At 66.2% G+C, this 18,028-nt stretch carries 9 protein-coding genes; 6 read left to right on the top strand and 3 right to left on the bottom strand.

Going from position 1 to position 18,028, the window contains the following annotated elements; all coding sequences use genetic code 11:
* Positions 1–379 precede the first annotated feature (379 nt).
* The 3 genes from grxD to J2X44_RS06635 are packed head-to-tail and all read right to left on the bottom strand — an operon-like array spanning position 380 to position 1,332.
* Complete coding sequence (gene grxD / locus J2X44_RS06645; RefSeq protein ID WP_310088743.1) at positions 380–721, bottom strand: Grx4 family monothiol glutaredoxin; 342 nt, start codon at positions 719–721, stop codon at positions 380–382.
* 46 nt (positions 722–767) lie between these two features.
* Positions 768–1,001 carry a BolA family transcriptional regulator gene (locus J2X44_RS06640; RefSeq protein ID WP_310088742.1) on the bottom strand — a complete coding sequence of 78 codons (234 nt, stop codon included), beginning with the start codon at positions 999–1,001 and terminating at the stop codon, positions 768–770.
* A gap of 4 nt (positions 1,002–1,005) precedes the next feature.
* Complete coding sequence (locus J2X44_RS06635) at positions 1,006–1,332, bottom strand: DUF1476 domain-containing protein (RefSeq protein WP_310088741.1); 327 nt, start codon at positions 1,330–1,332, stop codon at positions 1,006–1,008.
* Positions 1,333–1,542: 210 nt separating this feature from the next.
* Between J2X44_RS06635 and J2X44_RS06630 the strand changes: the two genes are divergently transcribed.
* The 6 genes from J2X44_RS06630 (at position 1,543) to cysS (ending at position 17,999) form a co-directional block, all read left to right on the top strand.
* Positions 1,543–4,644, top strand: a complete 3,102-nt coding sequence (locus J2X44_RS06630; protein WP_310088740.1) for a CHAT domain-containing protein — start codon at positions 1,543–1,545, stop codon at positions 4,642–4,644.
* Between the two features lie 4 nt (positions 4,645–4,648).
* Entirely contained in the window at positions 4,649–6,736 is a 2,088-nt protein-coding gene (locus J2X44_RS06625) for a CHASE2 domain-containing protein (protein WP_405053398.1), read from the top strand.
* Positions 6,723–7,481: a hypothetical protein gene (locus J2X44_RS06620; protein WP_310088738.1), complete on the top strand. Its 759-nt coding sequence runs from the start codon at positions 6,723–6,725 to the stop codon at positions 7,479–7,481. The genes J2X44_RS06625 and J2X44_RS06620 overlap by 14 nt, the downstream gene beginning before the upstream one ends.
* Before the next feature lie 184 nt (positions 7,482–7,665).
* Complete coding sequence (locus tag J2X44_RS06615; RefSeq protein ID WP_310088737.1) at positions 7,666–9,486, top strand: ShlB/FhaC/HecB family hemolysin secretion/activation protein; 1,821 nt, start codon at positions 7,666–7,668, stop codon at positions 9,484–9,486.
* A gap of 30 nt (positions 9,487–9,516) precedes the next feature.
* Positions 9,517–16,485 carry a hypothetical protein gene (locus J2X44_RS06610; protein WP_310088736.1) on the top strand — a complete coding sequence of 2,323 codons (6,969 nt, stop codon included), beginning with the start codon at positions 9,517–9,519 and terminating at the stop codon, positions 16,483–16,485.
* A 56-nt stretch (positions 16,486–16,541) separates the two neighbouring features.
* Entirely contained in the window at positions 16,542–17,999 is a 1,458-nt protein-coding gene (gene cysS, locus J2X44_RS06605) for a cysteine--tRNA ligase (RefSeq protein ID WP_310088735.1), read from the top strand.
* Positions 18,000–18,028 lie beyond the last annotated feature (29 nt).

The raw sequence follows: 18,028 nt of genomic DNA, 5'->3' as shown, positions 1-18,028 counted from the left end.
GGGGCATCGGTCTGGTCCCTGATGCCCCCTGCCCCCACCGGGAAATTCCCACTTGCCCCCGATGCAGACGGGGGGCGGAGCGGCCGAAAAGGTCCCGCCCCCCGGACGCTTTTTCAAGCCCAAAACGTCGGACATCGCCTGATCGGCGTCAGCGGAGGGTGATGTCCGCTGGCGGCCGGTAGCGGACATAAACTTTCGTCATCCCGGAATTGATCCGGGATCCATGCGCCCTCTCAGCAGCGGGCGGCGCATGGCCTCATGGACCCCGGATCAAGTCCGGGGTGACGAGTCCATGAGGGCAGCTCCCCACTCCAAAGCCGACAAACAAAAGCCCGCCGGACCGCATGGACCGGCGGGCCTGTGATTTTGTCGCGCCGCTTTATTCGGCGCGCGCCGGAATCCCGGTCATCAGCGTGTGCAGTTCGCCCGCTTCCCACATTTCCATCATGATGTCGCTGCCGCCGACAAATTCGCCCTTCACATACAGCTGGGGAATCGTCGGCCAGTCGGAAAATTCCTTGATGCCCTGGCGGACTTCCATGTCCTGCAAGACGTCGACGGTGTCATATTCGACGCCCAGCCGATCGAGCATTGCGATCGCGCGCGACGAAAAGCCGCATTGCGGGAACAGCGGCGTCCCCTTCATGAACAGCAGCACGGGATTTTCGGCGACCAGCTTGGCAATGCGGTCGCCCGTAGTTTCGGGGGTGGCTTCGGTCATCATCGTCTCCGGCGGCGCATCGCGCCCTAAATTTGGGTGATCGCCCCTATGAGGGGGCGGCGGTGGTCAATTGCAAGGCATGAAGTTCGCCGCCCATCCGGCCGCCGAGCGCGGCGTAGACCGCCTTGTGCTGCGCGACCCGCGTCATCCCGCGGAATTTTTCGCTGACGACATGCGCCGCATAATGATCGTTGTCGCCCGCCAGATCGGTGATTTCGACCTTCGCCCCGGGAAAGGCGGCGGCGATCATCGCCTGCAAGTCATCGGCGCGCATGCCCATGATTTCAGCCCTGCGCGTCGATGAACTGGCGCCGCGCCTCGACCGATTTTTCGTTCAGCGCCGCGCGGATTTCGGCATCGCTGATCTCGACCTGCGCCGCGGTCAGGTCGCCCGCGAGCTTGCGGATGACGTCCTCGTCGCCCGCTTCCTCGAAATCGGCCTGCACGACCGCCTTGGCATAGGCGTCGGTTTCCTCAGGGGTCAGCCCCATGCGTTCGGCGGCCCATTCGCCGACCAGCCGGTTGCGGCGCGCGGTGATCCGGAACTGCAATTCCTGATCGCGGGCGAATTGGGCCTCGAAGGCGCGTTCTCGGTCGTCGAATCCGCTCATATCGTCCTCATGGGTTTGAACCTGTCACTTTGCAGATAGGTTGCGTGTCCCACGGGTGCAAGCCGCCTGTGCCGCTGATCACTTCCCTTTTTCCGGCGAAGGGGTTAGGGTCCGGGTCAGGGAATGGGTCGTACCGCAGCAATAGAAGACTGCGCCTTGCCGGAATATCGTCGGCACGGCGCCTCTGGGCTTGTGTTTGGGGGATTGGTGATGACCGTTCGACGTCCGTTTTGCCTGCCGATTCTGGCGGCGCTCGCGCTTGCGGCGCCGGGAGCCGCGCAGGCGCAGGGCACCGATCCCACTTTGCGCGACAGTTTTTCGATCGGCGACCAGGGCGGCTCGCTGTGTGCGGTGCAGGCGACGGTGCGCGACGCTGTCATCGACGGCATGTTCGACCGCGCGTGGGTCATTCTGTGCCGCGACACCAGCCAGCCGGTCGGCTATGTTCGCATGCTCCGCGCCGACCCCGACGCCGCGAAGGCCCGGATCGAACGCGGCCGCGCCGGAACCGTCACCTGCACCGCCGACGGGACTTGCACGATCAAGGACAGCAGCGTCGTCTGGCAGACGCGGATCGAGAGTGACGGCGATACCGCTTATACAGTCGAAGGTTTCGCGGCCTATGGCGATGCGCTCAACCTCGCGCTCGATTCAGTTCGGCAGCGTCGGGTCGTCCCCGGCGTGATCAAGGTCGCGACGACGTCGGTCGGCGGCAACGACGGGTTCGCCCGGACGCTGGCCGGGGCGATTGACGTCGACAAGGCGCTGGCCGAAGGATACCGCCGCAACCACAGCGGCGATTATGCCGAAGCGGCCGAATTTTTCGAAACCCTGTCGCGCCGCACCGAGGGCGATCAGGCGGCGGCGGACATCGATCCGACCGAATTCACCCTGAACCGCGCGCTGCAACGATCGAACCTTGGCGAGTTCGGCGAGGCCGAACGACTGTTCGCCGAGGCCGAGGCGGTGCCGACGAGCGACCCCGTCCAGCTGCGCCTGCGCCGCAATTTCCGCGCGATCCATGCGCTGAACCAGCGCGATTACGACGGCGCTGCGGAGTTGCTGCAACGGCCGATCCCGCCGCTGACCAGCGCGGTCACGGTCGAGGGCGCCAGCGTGACATTGACCCCGACGATCGTCGCCGGGGTGAACAGCGGCAGCAACGCCCGCGCCGTCCAGCAAGGGTCGGACCGCGAGCGGCTGACCCCGGTCGAACGCGCGCAGATCATCGATGCCCAAGCGGTCCACTTGCTCGGCACCGTCGAGCGGCTGCGCGGCAATGGCGCAGCGGCCAAGGCGGCGCAGCTCAAAGGCCTGTCCGATGCGGTCGCGGTGCGCGAAGGCCGGGTCACTTCGATCGTGCGGTTGCGTTCGCAGATGCTGGGCGAGCTCGCGCTCGCCGAGGAAGCGCTGGGCGACACCGCCGCCGCTGACGCGCGCTTTCTGGAATCAGTGAACGCGCTGGCGATCGAATATCCCGAAACCAACGCGCTCGCCTCGGCGCGGGCGCGCTACGCCGCCTTTCTGACCCGGCACGGTCAGGACGACAAGGCGCTGACCATCTATCGCGACGTCGTGACTGCGCTGGCCAATTCGCAACGCTCGACGACCGGCATGGCGAACATGATGGCGCCCTATTACCGGCTGCTTGCCAGCCGGGCGGCGAGTGATCCGGCGGCGGTCGGCGATTTCTTCGTCGCCAGCCAGTTGCAGGTCCGGCCTGGCGTCGCCGACACGCAGGCGGTGCTGGCGCGCGAATTGTCGAGCGGCAGCGACGACGGCGCGCGGCTGTTCCGGCAGGCGACGACGCTGAACCGCGACATCGAACGGGCGCGGATCGAGGACGCCCGACTGGCCCAGTTGCCAGTATCGCCCGAAATCAACGCATTGCGGGCCGATTTGAAGACCCAGATCGACAATCTGTCGTTCCAGCAGGCCGAATCGATCGTCGCGCTTTCGGCCTTTCCGCAATATCGAGTGGTCGCGCCGGGTAAGCTCGACCTTGGCGAACTGCAACAGGTGCTGCGCGCCGACGAAGCCTATCTCAAGATGCTCGTCGTCGGCGATGCGGTCTATGCGATGCTGATCGAGCCGGGCAGCGCCCAGCTGTGGAAATCGGACATCGGCGCCGGCGCGCTCGACACAGCGGTCGACACGCTGCGCTCGACGATCTCGATCGTCGAAAATGGGCGCCGCGTCACTTATCCCTTTGACGCCGCGACCGCCTATAAACTTTATGGCCAGCTGTTCGGCCCGGTGGCGGCCAAGCTGCCGACGGTCGCGCATCTGATTTTCGAACCTGACGGCGCGATGCTGCGGCTGCCGATCAACCTGCTGGTCACCGCCGACACCGGCCTCGCCGCCTATGAACAGCGGTTGCTCGATCCCGATGCCGACCCGTTCGACATGCGCCAGGTTGCCTGGCTGGGGCGCACGACGCGGCCGAGCACCGCAGTCTCCACCCTCGCCTTCCGTAACGCGCGGCAGGCGGCGCCGTCGAAAGCGGCACACCAATATTTCGGGCTCGGGCAGAATCTGCCGATCAATGGCACGACCCTGCCCTCGCTCGGCACGCGCGGCGCCGCAGCCAGCACCATCGACGGCGACTGCCAGTGGGACGTGTCGCAATGGGCGCGGCCGATATCCGCCGACGAACTGGTCACCGCCCGCAATGCGATGGGCGGCGACGCCGGGACGCTGCTGACCGGCGGCGCCTTTACCGACAGCGCGGTCAAGACCCGCAGCGACCTCAATGACTATCGCATCATTCATTTTGCGACCCACGGCCTGGTCACCGCACCACGGCCCGCCTGCCCGGCGCGCCCGGCGCTGGTCACCTCATTCGGCGACGGCGATTCGGATGGGCTGCTCACCTTTCAGGAAATCTTCGACCTCAAGATCAATGCCGATCTGGTGATCCTGTCGGCGTGCGACACGGCTGGCGCGGCGTCGGTGGCCGCAACGCGCGAGGCGGGCCTTTCGGGCGGCGGCAACGCCCTCGACGGGCTGGTCCGCAGCTTCATCGGCGCCGGCGGCCGTTCGGTGATCGCCAGCCACTGGCCGGCGCCCGACGATTTCGACGCGACCAAGCGATTGATCGGCGGGCTGTTCGCTGTGGATCAGGGCACCAGCGTCGCCGATGCGATGTGGGGGACGCAGATGCGGCTGATGGACGACAAGCAGACGTCGCATCCCTATTATTGGGCGGGGTTTGCGATCATTGGCGACGGCGGCCAAGCGCTGCTGCACGGCGGCGCGGCGACCGCCGAAGCAGCATCCGCACAGGAAGGTGTCGGCCGCGCTGCCCGCTGATCCGATGACCGCGCCTGACACCAGCATTCCCACGGCCGATCCGGTCGCGCAGGACGGGCAGCGGCCCGCTGTGCCGCTGCGCAAGCAAGTGCGCCGACTGGTCATGCAGCTTGGCCCGTCGCGGATGGCGGCGACGATCGTATTTCTGATCGTCGCCATTCTGATCGCGCGTTTCAGCTGGCAGATGCCGCTGATCGATGCCGCCGAGCGCGCGCTGTACGATGCCCGCGCCACGCTGATGGCGCCGCATGTCGAACAGGATAAACGCATCGTCCTGATCACCTATAACGACGAGACGCTGTTCAACACCGGTATCCGGTCGCCGCTCGACCGCACCCTGCTCGCCAATGCGCTCGGCAATATCGACCAGATGGGCGCCAAGGCGATCGGTATCGATATTGCGTTCGATTCGCCGCGCCCCGACGATGAGGTGCTGAAAACGCAGCTGCGCGCGATGACGACGCCGACCTGGCTCGCCTATGCCGAACAGGCGAGCAATCCGAACACCATCTTTTACGAACAGCAGAAGTTTCTCGAAGCCTTCATCGCGGCGGTCGCGACCGACAAGACGAAGCCGACCAGCGTACTGTTCCGCACGGATGACGACAGCGTGATCCGCAACTGGCCCGACCGGCCCAAAAACCTGCCGCCGCTGATGTCGAACGCCATGGCGCCGGTCGATCCCGCGCACGCGAGCTTTCAGGGCAATATCCGCTTCCTGGTCCCGGCGCGCGCCGCCGCGGGACAGGAAGAACCCGTCTTTGCCAATATCCCGATCGACACCTTTGCCATGCCGATGGACGCTGACATGCGCGCGGGTTTTGCCGAGCTGATCAAGGATCGCTATGTGCTGATCGGCGGCGACATCATCGATAATGACCAGTTCAACACGCCGCTCAGCCGCTTCACCGATCCGATCACCGGCCAGCATGAAACGATGATCGGGTTGGAAGTTCACGCGCATATGCTGGCGCAACAGCTCGACAACGCGTGGTCGCGGCCGCTCGCCGCACCGGTGCTGTGGATCCTCGCCGTCCTGATCGTGCTGGCGGGTGGGCTGACCAGCCTGATCGATCTTCGCGCCCGCTGGGTCGCGCTGGCGTTTCTGGGACAGATGGCCTTTTTCATCGCCTTTCCCTTTTGGTTGCAGGGCCGCGGGGTCGACACCACCACCCTGCCGACCTTTGGCTGGGCGATCGGCTGGCTGTTCGGATACGCCGCGGTCGGCACCGCGGCACGCACGATCGGGTCGCGCCAGCGCGCCTTTGCCCAGTCGGCGCTGGGCAAATATCTGCCCGCCGACGTCGCGGCGCAGATCATGCGCGACCCCGACCAGTTGTCGCTGCACGGCGAACGCCGCAATATCTTTTGCGTGTTCACCGATCTGGAAGGCTTCACCAAGCTCAGCCACGCGGTGACCCCGGAAACCGTGGCGCGGCTGCTCAATGCCTATCTCGACCGCCTGTCCGACATCGTGCTCGACCATGGCGGGACGATCGACAAGTTCGTCGGCGATGCCATCGTCGCCTTTTGGGGCGCCCCGCTCAGCCGCCCCGACGACGGGCCACAAGCCGCCGCCGCGGCGCTGGCGATGTATGAGGCGGGTGAGAAGTTCCGCGTCGACCTGGCCGAAGGTGTGCCGCCGCTGGGCATGACGCGCGTCGGCCTGCATGTTGGCGACGCGATCGTCGGCAATTTCGGCGGCGAGGGGCGCATCCAATATACCGCGCTCGGCGACAGCATGAACACCGCCTCGCGCCTGGAAGCGGCGAACAAGAGCCTGAAAACCGGCGTCCTGATCTCGGCCGAGGCCGCAGCGCGATCGAACCGCGACGACCTGATGCCGATGGGGCGGGTGACATTGCGCGGCCGCGCCCAGCCGGTCGATGTGCTGACCCCGCGCCCCGACCTCGCCCCCGACCAGCGCGCCCGCATCGCCGCGATGGTCGCGGCGCACACCGCGGGCGACAAAAAAGCCTATGTGACCAGCGCCACAGCGCTGGCGGACGAATTTAGTCAGGATGCAGCCATCATGTTCCTGATAGAACGCCTGAACGATACCGAAAAAGGAGAAAGCTATGTCCTTTCCTGATCTGACCCTGCGCCGCGTCAGCCTGACCGCTGCCGCTGCCGTGATGGCGGTGGCGATGGCGGGCACCGCCGCCGCCCAATCGATGGTTGTCCGCTCGACCGGACCGTCGGCGGGCAAATATCCGACCGGCGCCAAGCTGAAATCCGCCGACAAGCTGACCCTGGTTGCGGGCGACAAGGTCGTGCTGATGCAGGCGGGCAAGACGCGCACCCTGTCCGGGCCTGGCACCTTTGGCGCCAGCGGCACGATCCAGGCGAGCCAGTCGATGAGCGGCACGGTGACCCGGATGCTCGCCAAAGGACCGACGATGCGCTCGCGCGGCGGATTTTCGCGCGGCCCGGGTGATGTAGCCCCGGTCGATGCGCGCGCGCCGAACCTGTGGCTGCTCGATTACCGCGAAACCGGCACCTTCTGCGTCGCCGATCCGGCCACGTTGATGCTGTGGCGCCCGAACATGGAAGGCGACACCGCGCTGGAAATCGAAAGTGCGGGTAAGAAAGCCACCGTGGCGCTGGTCGACGGTGCCAATTTCCGCAAATGGCCGACCGACACCCTGCCGGTCCAATATGGCGTCGATTACCGCCTGTCGGGCGGCGGCCTGCCCGCGCCGGTCAAGGTGCGGTTTACGCCGTTGGAAAATGCCCCCGATACGATCGACGGATCGGTCGATATGCTGATGGCCAAGGGCTGCACCCCGCAGCTCAATCGCCTGGTCGATGCGATGGCGGAGGGTGAGGCCGGATAAGGTTAACCGAAACGCAGAAATATTGAACCGTTTGCTACCATCTGATAACAATAAAAAGAAAATCTGCCGATCCGTCGGCAGGAGCTTTCCTTGGGTCGAAAAATTCGCGCTGCCGGTGTTTGGCAGAGCTAGATGAATTGCCGCACCGCGATTTCGCGGCTGCGTTCGTGCACAAGGGGTGGTGATGATCACGGGGGTTCAGGCGATTTATCCGGGGGTTCGGCCAAAACGGGTCGCCCTCAAAAAACAGCTGTGCGGTTCGGCGGCGCTGATCGCCGCCGCCTTGCCTGTCGCGGCGTTGGCCCAGGCGACCCCGCAGATTCCGACCCGCGAGGAAATTCAGCAACCAACGCTGGCGCCGGTCACCCCGCCCAGCGAGCAGGTCGTGTCCGCCGACGATGCGATCGAACGCGCGCCTTGTCCGCTCGCCAACGCGGAGTTTGCGAGCGTCCGCATCACGCTGCGCGGCGTCGAATTCTCCAGCGTCGAGGGGATCGACCCGGCGATGCTGGCGTCCAGCTGGTCGGACAAGGTCGGACAGGATCTGCCGATTTCGGTGGTCTGCGACATTCGCGATCGCGCCGCGACGATGCTGCGTTCGCAAGGCTATCTGGCGGCGGTCCGCGTGCCGCCGCAAACGATCGACGACGGCGTCGTGCGGCTCGACATATTGGCGGCGCGCATGGCGCGGATCGAGGTGCGCGGCGATGCCGGCGCGAACGAACCGCTGCTGCAACGCTATCTGTCGCGGCTCGACGACCAGCCGGTATTCAACATCATCGATGCCGAACGCTATCTGTTGCTGGCGCGCGACATTCCCGGCATGGATGCGCGGTTGACGCTGCGACCGGGTGCGACGCCCGGTGAGGTTGTCGGCGAAGTGCTGGTAGCGCGCACGCCGGTGTTGTTCGACTTCAACGCCCAGAATTTCGGGTCGCGCGACGTCGGCCGCTGGGGCGGGGTAGCGCGGGTTCGCTTGGCCGGGTTGACCGGCATGGGCGACCTGACCACCGCCAGCTTTTACTCCACCCCAGATTTCGACGAGCAACAGGTCGTGCAGCTGGCGCATGAGTTCCGCGTCGGCGGCGAAGGGCTACGCTTCGGCGCCAGTTATACCTATGCCTGGACGCGCCCCGACATCGCGGCCTTCCCGATCAAGTCGAAAACCCAGATCGTCAGCCTGTTCGCATCCTATCCGCTGACGCTGACCCAGGCGCGCCGCCTGACCATCGGCGGCGGGCTCGACCTGATCGATCAGGACATCGGGCTTGGCGGGGTGCCGATCAACCGCGACCGGCTGCGCGTGTTCAACCTGCGCGCCGATGCCAGCTGGATCGATCCCGGATCGGTCGCGGGGCGCGGCGGTTTCAGCCCCAGCGAACCGCGCTGGGCGCTGTCCACCTCGCTCGAAGCGCGGCAGGGCGCCAGCTTTTTAGGCGCCAGCGACGATTGCGGCCCCGCCGGGGCAACCTGTTTCCTGCCCGGCGCGGTGCCGCTGACCCGCGTCGAGGGCAAGCCCGACGCGTTCCTGCTGCGCGCCAATGCGCTCGCCGAATGGCGCCCGCACAAATTGTTCACGCTGTCGGCGGCGCCGCGCGCGCAATGGGCGAGCGATCCGCTGCTCGCTTATGAAGAGTTTTCGGGCGGCAATTTCACCATTGGGCGCGGTTTCGACCCTGGCACGATCATCGGCGACAGCGGCGTCGGGGTCGCGGTCGAGGCGCGCTACGGCTCGTTCGTCCCCGCCAACACCAAAGCATTCGCGATCCAGCCCTTCGCCTTTTTCGACGCCGCATGGGTATGGAACAAGGACAGCGCATTCGACGGGCTTGATCCGCAAAAACTCTATTCTGCCGGTGGCGGGTTGCGGGTCGCTTATGGCGATGTCGGGCGACTCGACGTGACGGTGGCGGTGCCGCTCAACCACGGCGGATTTCTGGCGCAAAAGCCCGATCCCAGATTGCTGGTGTCGCTGACCACCCAATTCGGCGTGAAGGCGCGCTGACCCATGACCATTGCATCAAGGACCATCGCCATGCGTGCCACCGTCACCGAAGTATCTGGCACCCAAATATCTGGCACCCCCGCACCCGGCAACGTCGGCAAGCGCCGTCTGCTGACCAGCTGTGCGATCGGCGCGGGCCTGATGGCGCTGGCCTATGGCGGGCCAACGCTGGCGCAGGTCGCAGGGTCGGGAACGATCACGACGCTGCCCGGCGGCACGACCGCCGGCACCGGGGTAAACCCGTCGACGGTCAACGTGAACGGCCCGCAAAGCATCATTGACTGGACCCCGTCCAATGCGCCGGTCGGTGGCATCATCGATTTTCTGCCGTCGGGAAACACGCTGAACTTTGTCGGCAATACCGTCGATTATGTCGTCCTCAACCGCTTTATCGCAGCGTCGGGCACCCCGATTGCGGACCAGATTGCGCTCAACGGGACGGTCAACAGCGTTGTGTCGATCTCGGGCCTGCCAAACCTGCAAAACGGGCATATCTGGTTCTATAACGCGGGCGGCATCCTGATCGGCAATGGCGCCGCGATCAATGTCGGCAGCCTGGTGCTGACCACCAACGACGTGATCACCACCGACGGCCTGTTTGGTCCAGCGGGGGAAATCCGCTTTCGCGGCGCGTCGGGCAGCACGGCGGCTGTCGCCGTCAACGGCAATATCAATGCCGCCAATGCCTTCAATCCGGGCAGCAGCTATGTCGCGGTCGTCGCGCCGCGGATCGTCCAGGCGGGCGCCGTCCGCGTCGATGGGTCGGCCGCCTATGTCGCCGCCGAACAGACCGACATCCGTATCAACACCGGCCTGTTCGACATTAACGTGCTGGTCGGCGCCGAGGGTGGCAACGTCATCACCCACACCGGCAGCACGACCGGTCCGGCGCACGCCCAAGGCGACATCGACCAGAGCCGCATCTATATGGTCGCGATGCCCAAAAACGACGCGGTCACGATGCTCGTTTCGGGTTCGATCGGGTATGACGATGCGGTATCGGCGCAGACCGATCCCGACGGCGCAGTGCGCCTGTCGGCGGGTTACAACATTTTTGGCGGCGAACTGGACGGCGCTCCGGCGAACGCGACCGCCGCCAATATCACGATCAACGACACGCTGTTCCGCAGCGACACCGTGGCGCGTGCCAGCGGCGCACTGCTGGGCCAGCCGCTGCTGCAGGTGCCAACGGGCGGGCCGTTCACCTCTGTCCCGCCCCCACATCTGGGGCGTCTTCTGGTCCAAGGCAACGGCAGCTTTACCGGCGACGCCAGCGCAACCTTCAACTTGGGCGCCGGACGAGTCATCGGCGCCACCGGCGCGCTGACGCTGGCGTCGGGCGGCGCCAATGGTGCGGTCGGCAGCGCCGCGATCAATGTCAGCGGCGGCCAGTTGCTCACCGGCGGTATGCTGGCGATCCTTGCCGATGGCCTGATCGATTCGGCGACGGGCGGCAGCACCGGCGGGGCGGCGGCGTTCACGATGACCGGCGGCACGGCGCAGCTCGGCGACCTGCTGGTCGGCGCCAATGCCGAAGCGGGTGCCGCGTTCGACGGCACCGCCGGAACCGGCACCGGCGGCACCGCGACGGTCAGCCTGCTTGGCGGCGTGCTGAACAGCGGCTCGGTCACCGTTTCGGCGAGCGGCACCGGCGGCACCGGTCCCGATGGTAGCGACGACAATGCCGCGAACGTTACGCCCGGCGGCCCTGGTGGCGACGGCATTGGCGGCAGCGCGACGATCCGGATCGATGGCGCCACGGTTACCGTGAGCGGAACCACGACCGCTTTTGCCGAGGGTTTGGGCGGCGCTGGCGGCAATTTCAGCTCGGGCAGCGGCATTGTCGAAGCCGGCGGGCTGGGCGGCAACGGTCAAGGCGGCACGGCGGCGATCACGATGGTGTCGGGAACGCTCAACACCGGCGATTTGATCGCCGGAGCGGGCGGGTTCGGCGGCAGCGGCGGCAATGTGTTCGCCTCCAGCAGTTCAGGATCGGTTACCGGCGTCGGCATCGGCGGCAATGGCGGCAACGGTCGGGGCGGATCGGCAACGATCGACGTCGCTGCGCCTCTGAACGCGACCGGCGCGGTTATCAGCACAGCTGCGGCTTTGGGCGGCAATGGCGGCTTCGGCCTGCTCGGTGGCAGCGGCGGCGACGCGCTCGGCGGCCTGGCACAGATCATCGTCACCGATTTCGACGCCAATCCGTTGGTGATGAGCGTCGATGCCTCGGCGCGCGGCGGCGACGGAATATTCGGCAACAATGGTGCGGGCGGCGACGGCGGTGACGGCACCGGCGGCACGGGCCGGATCGAGGCAACCGGCGGCGACGGGCGCGCCACGCTCAGCCAGGCCAATTTCCAGATCGACGGCATCGGCGGCAATGGCGGCAGCGCCGGATCGTCGTTTTTCGGCGGCGAGACCGTCGGTGCAGTGGGCGGTAGCGGCGGGTCAGGCAGCGGCGGCACCCTGGAAATGATCGCCAGCGGCGGCGCCACCATCTTCCTCGATTCGGATGCTGGCGGGCTGGTCTCGCTGCGCAGCGAAGGGTCGGGCGGCAGCGGCGGCGACGGCGCGTTCAACGGCTTTGGTGCGGGATTTGTCGGCGGCGACGGCGGCAACGGCGGCGGCGCCGCGGGCGGCACGGTACGCGTGTTCGCCAATGGCGGCACGATCACCTCCAGCGGCAGCCCGGTCAGCATCACGGTCGGCGGCACGGCCGGCACCGGCGGCGCGGGCGGCACCGGGACCAGCGGCAATGGCGCCGCTGGCGCGGTTCAGCAATCGGTCGCGGGCCGGGCGCTGATCGAAGCGGCAGGCGGAGAGACGGCGGCGCTGGTCAACTTGGGGGTGACGACGATCGCCGCCACTGGCGATGTCGCGGGGCGCATCGAAATCCGCACGTCGGGCGGCGGCGCGGTTCGGATGACCAGCTTGGCCGCCGAAGCCTTCGGCGACGCACCGCCGACCAACAACGACACCGATGAAGCGCCCGCGGGCATTTTCTTCGCTGCCGACGGCGGCACGATCGCGACGACGGGCAACATGGTGCTGAGCACCGACAGCTCGTTCGGCGCCTATGCCCGGTCGAATGGCACAATCAGTGCTGGCGGCAACCTGACCATCGATGTCGGCGACCAGATCGACATCCGGCACGATGCCCGCGAAGGCACCGCGCCGACACTCCAGGCCGTCGGCAATCTGACCGCGAGCGCAGGCAGCATCAGCGGTGCTTCGGGCAGTTTGCTCGACGCGGGCGGCACGCTGTCGCTCACCTCCACCCTGGGCGCCATTGCCGTCGACCGGCTCGACGCCAGCAATATCGTGATGACCGCTGTGGGCGCGGCGTCGGTCGAGCATGCCGAGGCCGCCAATGATTTCACCGCGAGCGGCGCCAGTTTCCGCACCGGGCTCAATTCGATCATTACCGGCGGCGACATCATCGTCACCTCGCCCGGCGCGGTCGATCTGGGCAATTCGACCGCGGGCGGCTTCGTTCAGGTCAATGGCCAGTCGATCATTTTCAACAATATCGACGCGGGGGCGTCGGTATCGCTGACCGCAAGCGGCAATGTCGCGGGTGCCGACGGGATCAGCGGCGGATCGATTGCCGCGGGCGGCAACGTCAACCTGATCGCGACGCGGATCGCCATCTCCGGTACGATCACCGGCGCATCGTCGCTGTTTGCCGCGAGCAGCGCCGGACCGATTGCGATAAACTTGGCAAACATCGCCGACGATATCGCGATCTCGGCCCGTGGCGACATCACCGGCACCTATAATGCCGTCGGCAATGTGCGGCTGCGGTCGGGCGCCAACATCAACGCGTCGGCCAACGCCACCGGCTTTGAAAGTTCGAGCAGCGGCCCGCCGATCGCGGCCAGCGTGTTTGCCGATGCGGTCGGCAATGTCACCCTCGCCAACAGCAGCGCGACGGGCATGTTCGGCGTCAACGCCGGTGGATCGGCGGCGCTCAGCGGGATCGCGGCTGGTGAAGATATATTGGTGCTGGCGGGGACCACCGCGACGCTGACCAACCTGACCGCGGGCGACGATCTGAGCGCGATCGCAGCGGGCGGGATCATCGCCAATGGCCTGACGACCACCGGGGCCGGACCCGACAGCGCGACGCTGACCTATCTGCCGGTCGGCCCCACGGGCGCCAGCGGCTTCCAGATCAACGCCACGCCGCCCAATTTGTCGAACATCGTCCTCACCGCATCGGCGGGTACTATCGGCGGCGGGAGCATGTCGGCGTTTGACAATCTGACGCTGACGGCTTCGGGCGCCGTCACAACCACCGGCACCCTGCAATCGGGGCAGGCGACCAGCATCAGTGGCGACAGCGTCACGTTCGCTGCAATCGATGCAGGCAGCACAGTCAGTCTGTCCGCCATCAACGCGATAACGGGAAACAACATCGCGGCGGGCGGCGACATTAATGCGGTCGGAGACAGCATTGCGTTGACCGGCGCAGTCACCGGCGACGCGTCCTTCTTCGCCTTTGGCCTGGGCGGCTCCGTCGCGGTGAACGCCGCCGATGTCGCCGGGACGATCTCGATCTTTGCCGCGGGCGACCTGATCGGCACCTTTGTTGCGGGCGGCGATGTCCGGTTGAATTCCGATGCCAATATCACCGCGTCGGCGACCGCTAACGGCGGCTATGTCGATGGCAATGGCGGCGTCGCACAGGGCAATGTGTATGTCGAAGCCGCGGGCAATGCCGCGCTGACCAACAGCGCGGCGGCGCGGATGTTCGGGGTCAGCGCGGGCGGATCGGCGGCGCTGACCGGCGCCAGCGCGGGCGAGGACATGCTCGTCATCGCCGGGACCAATGCCGCGCTCAGCGGCGTGACGGCAGGCGACGATGTCGAGGTGCGCGCGGCTGGCGATGTTACGGCCAACAGCGTCAGCGCGACCGGCACCGGCGCCGACAGTGCCACCCTCGGCTATCTGGCGGGAAGCGGCTTCACGATCAGTCAGGGCGAAGGTGTCTCGGCCACGAATGGTGCCGACGTCTTCCTGACCGCAGGCGGCGCGATCACCGCCGCGACCCTGTCGGCCGCCGACGACATTCTGGTCACCACGACCGGCGCGATCGCGATCAACGGCGCGACGACGCTGGGTCAGGGCGTCACGGGGGGGAGCAGCGACATTCGCACCCAGGGCGGCGACACCGCATTGGCGGGCCTCAACGCCTTCACCGACGTTCTGGTAACGGCAACTGGCACGCTCGACGCCACCGGCACCGTGGCGGCGGGCCGCGACGTCACGATCACCGCCGCGGCGGCGAATCTGACAACCCTGGCCAGCCCCGGCGGCGCGTTCGTCAGCACCCTCGAAGCGGGGCGCAACCTGTCGCTCGTCACGACCGGCAACATCATCGGCGGGCGCGTTCGCGCCGGGGGCGACATGACCCTGACCGGCGACCGCATCGACATCACCCGCGCCCAGACCACCGGCACGGGGCAATTGACCCTGACCGGGACCAACGGCGTCAATTCGACCAATATTCAGGCGGGCGGCGCGACGCTGCTCTCCGCCAGCAACGGCGCGGTAACATCGGCCGGGCTGCTGTCGACCGGCCCGGTCACCGTGACCGGCGACAGTATTAACCTGGGCACCGGCGGCAACATCGTGTTTGCCGTGCTCGACGCCGATGTCGGCGACGCGGTGGTGACCAACGGGTCGGGGACGCTGACGATTACCTCCAGCGTCGTCGCGGGTCGCACCACGCTGACCTCTGAAAACGGCAACGACATCATCATCGCGCAATTGGCCGCGAACGCCGCCGACATCACCTCGGAGGGCGACATCGTTATCAACGGGGTGCTGACCGCTCGCAATATCGCGTTGCAATCGAACGACATCATCATCGCCACCGGCGCCCGCGTCGGCACCGCGGGCAGCACTGAAACGCTGTCGATCGAGAATAACGACGTGTTCAGCCAGACCTTTGTCGGCGGCACCGGAACGCGCAACGGATTCCACCTCGATGCCAGCGAATTGACGCGGCTGTTCGGCACCGACATCGAAATCTTTGCGCCCGAGGTCGAAGTGGTCAACGACGCGTCGGTCGGCAGCAGTTCGCCGCCCGACATCATCGTCGACAGCTTCACCCTTGCTGGCGGCGCGGCCGGGTCGAATCTGGGTGCCAATGGCGCGCTGACCATCCGCACTCCGGGCAAGATGCGGGTGATCGGCAATGTCGAGCTGACCGGCCTGTCCGATACCAACGCGCTCAACCTGTTCGCCGACGACGCGCTCGAGGTCATTTTGGGCCAGGGCACGGTGCGGCTGGTCAATGGCACCGCCGCCGCCGGACAGCTCAACATGGTATCCGACGACATCATCGTCGCCACGACCGCCGCGATCGGCGATGTCGGCGCGGCGACGACGACCGACGCGATCGAGACGCGGCTGGCGCAGAACGACGGGGTGCTGATCAACGAAGGGGCTCTGTTCGCACGCGGTATCCGCGCCGAAGTCGTCGGCGGCTTTTATGTCCAGAACAGTGGCGCCGGAACCGACTTTGCCAGCCGCCGCGGGCTGACCTTTGGCGCGGGCGGGCTCAACGTGGTCACCAGCGGTGCGTCGCGGATCGTCGTCAACGGAGTGCGATTGGGGCCGACGGGTCAGGTGACCGGGCTCGACACCATTCCGCTGCTGACCATCGGCGGCGTCGCACCCGCCGCGGGCAGCTTCGATCCGCGCTCGACCTTCAACGGTTGCCTGATTGCCAGCGCCAGCGCCTGCGCCTTCATCGACGACGAAAACAGCTTCCCGGTGCAGGACGTCATCGAGGAAGAGGCTGATGCCGAGGAGGATGACGGCAGCGGCCAGAGCCTGCCGGTGCCGCTGATCACGATGCGCGACCTCGATCCGCTGAGCGGCGAGCCGTTGCTCGACGATCCGGTGACCGGCGCGGGCAATGACGATCTGTGGACGCCGACGCTCGACGAATGCGATCCGGCGGGCACCTGTCCGGCGGCGGAGTGACGGCGACCAAGCGTTTCGGTTGACGCTGACCGGCTGGTCGGGGCATGGGCGCCAATATGACCGACGCCCCTGCCCTGCAGCCGCTGATGCTGTTCAACAGCCTGACGCGCCAGCTGGAAGAATTCCAGCCCGTCCACCCCGGTGAGGCGCGCGTCTATAGCTGCGGCCCGACGGTCTATAACTACCCCCATATCGGCAACATGCGCGCCTATGTGTTTGCCGACACGCTGGGCCGCACGCTGTCGTTCAAGGGATACAAGCTCACCCACGTCATCAACATCACCGACGTCGGCCACCTGACCGACGACGCCGATGCGGGCGAGGACAAGATGGAAAAAATGGCGGCGGAAAAGGCGCAGTCGATCTGGGACATCGCGCGCCACTATACCGAGGCCTATTGGGCCGATGTGAAGGCGCTGAATATCCGTCAGCCCGCCCACTGGTCGATCGCCACTGATTATGTGCCGCAGATGATCGAATTCGCAAAGGCGATCGCCGACAAGCATTGCTATGAGCTGGACGGCGGCCTCTATTTCGACACCTCGACCGTCGCCGACTATGGCGCGCTGGCGCGCGCCAAGACCGAAGATGGCGAAGGCCGCATCGAAGAAGTCGAGGGCAAGCGTCACGCCGCCGACTTCGCGATCTGGCGCAAGACCCCCGCGGGCGAAACGCGTCAGATGGAATGGGATTCCCCTTGGGGCCGCGGCGCGCCCGGCTGGCATCTCGAATGCTCGGTGATGTCCGAAGCGCTGCTCGGCTTTCCGTTCGACATCCACACCGGCGGCATCGACCACCGCGAAATCCACCACCCGAACGAGATCGCGCAGAATCAGGCGCACAGTTGCAGCGACGCCAGCGGCGCGCGCATCTGGATGCACAATAATTTCCTGATCGAACGCAGCGGCAAGATGAGCAAGAGCGCGGGCGAATTCCTGCGCCTGCGACTGCTGATCGACAAAGGCTACCACCCCCTCGCCTACCGCCTGATGTGCCTGCAGGCGCATTACCGCAGCGAGCTGGAGTTTTCGTGGGAGGGTTTGGGCGCGGCGCTGACGCGGTTGAAGCGGATATTGATGGGCTACCAAAAGCTGAAAGAAGCTGTCTCCCCGAATTGGCAGCCCACATCTCTCGAAACGATTTTGTCCACTCATATGGAGCAGTTCGATGGGGCAATCTCCAATGATCTGAATACACCGGTCGCGTTGACTGCCCTTGAAGATTTGTTGTTCGCGAAGAAGATCGACGCCGACAAGCGACTAACGATTCTTACCGAGATGGACGCTGTCCTGGGATTGGATCTCGGCAATTTGACCCGCACCGACCTCCGCATCCGTCCCAAATCCGCCACTATCACCGAGGCCGAAATCGAAGCCGCGCTCACCCGTCGCAAGGAAGCGCGCGCGGCGAAGGACTTCGCGACATCCGACAAACTCCGCGACGACCTCACCGCCGCCGGTGTCGAAGTGATGGACGGCGACCCGCTCGGTTGGGACTGGCGGCTGGAAGTATAGACAATCCTCCCCATCGACTTGCGATGGGG

It is taken from the genome of Sphingopyxis sp. BE259 (assembly GCF_031457495.1).
Classification (GTDB): Bacteria; Pseudomonadota; Alphaproteobacteria; order Sphingomonadales; family Sphingomonadaceae; genus Sphingopyxis.
This window is presented reverse-complemented; position numbering and strand designations above follow the sequence as displayed.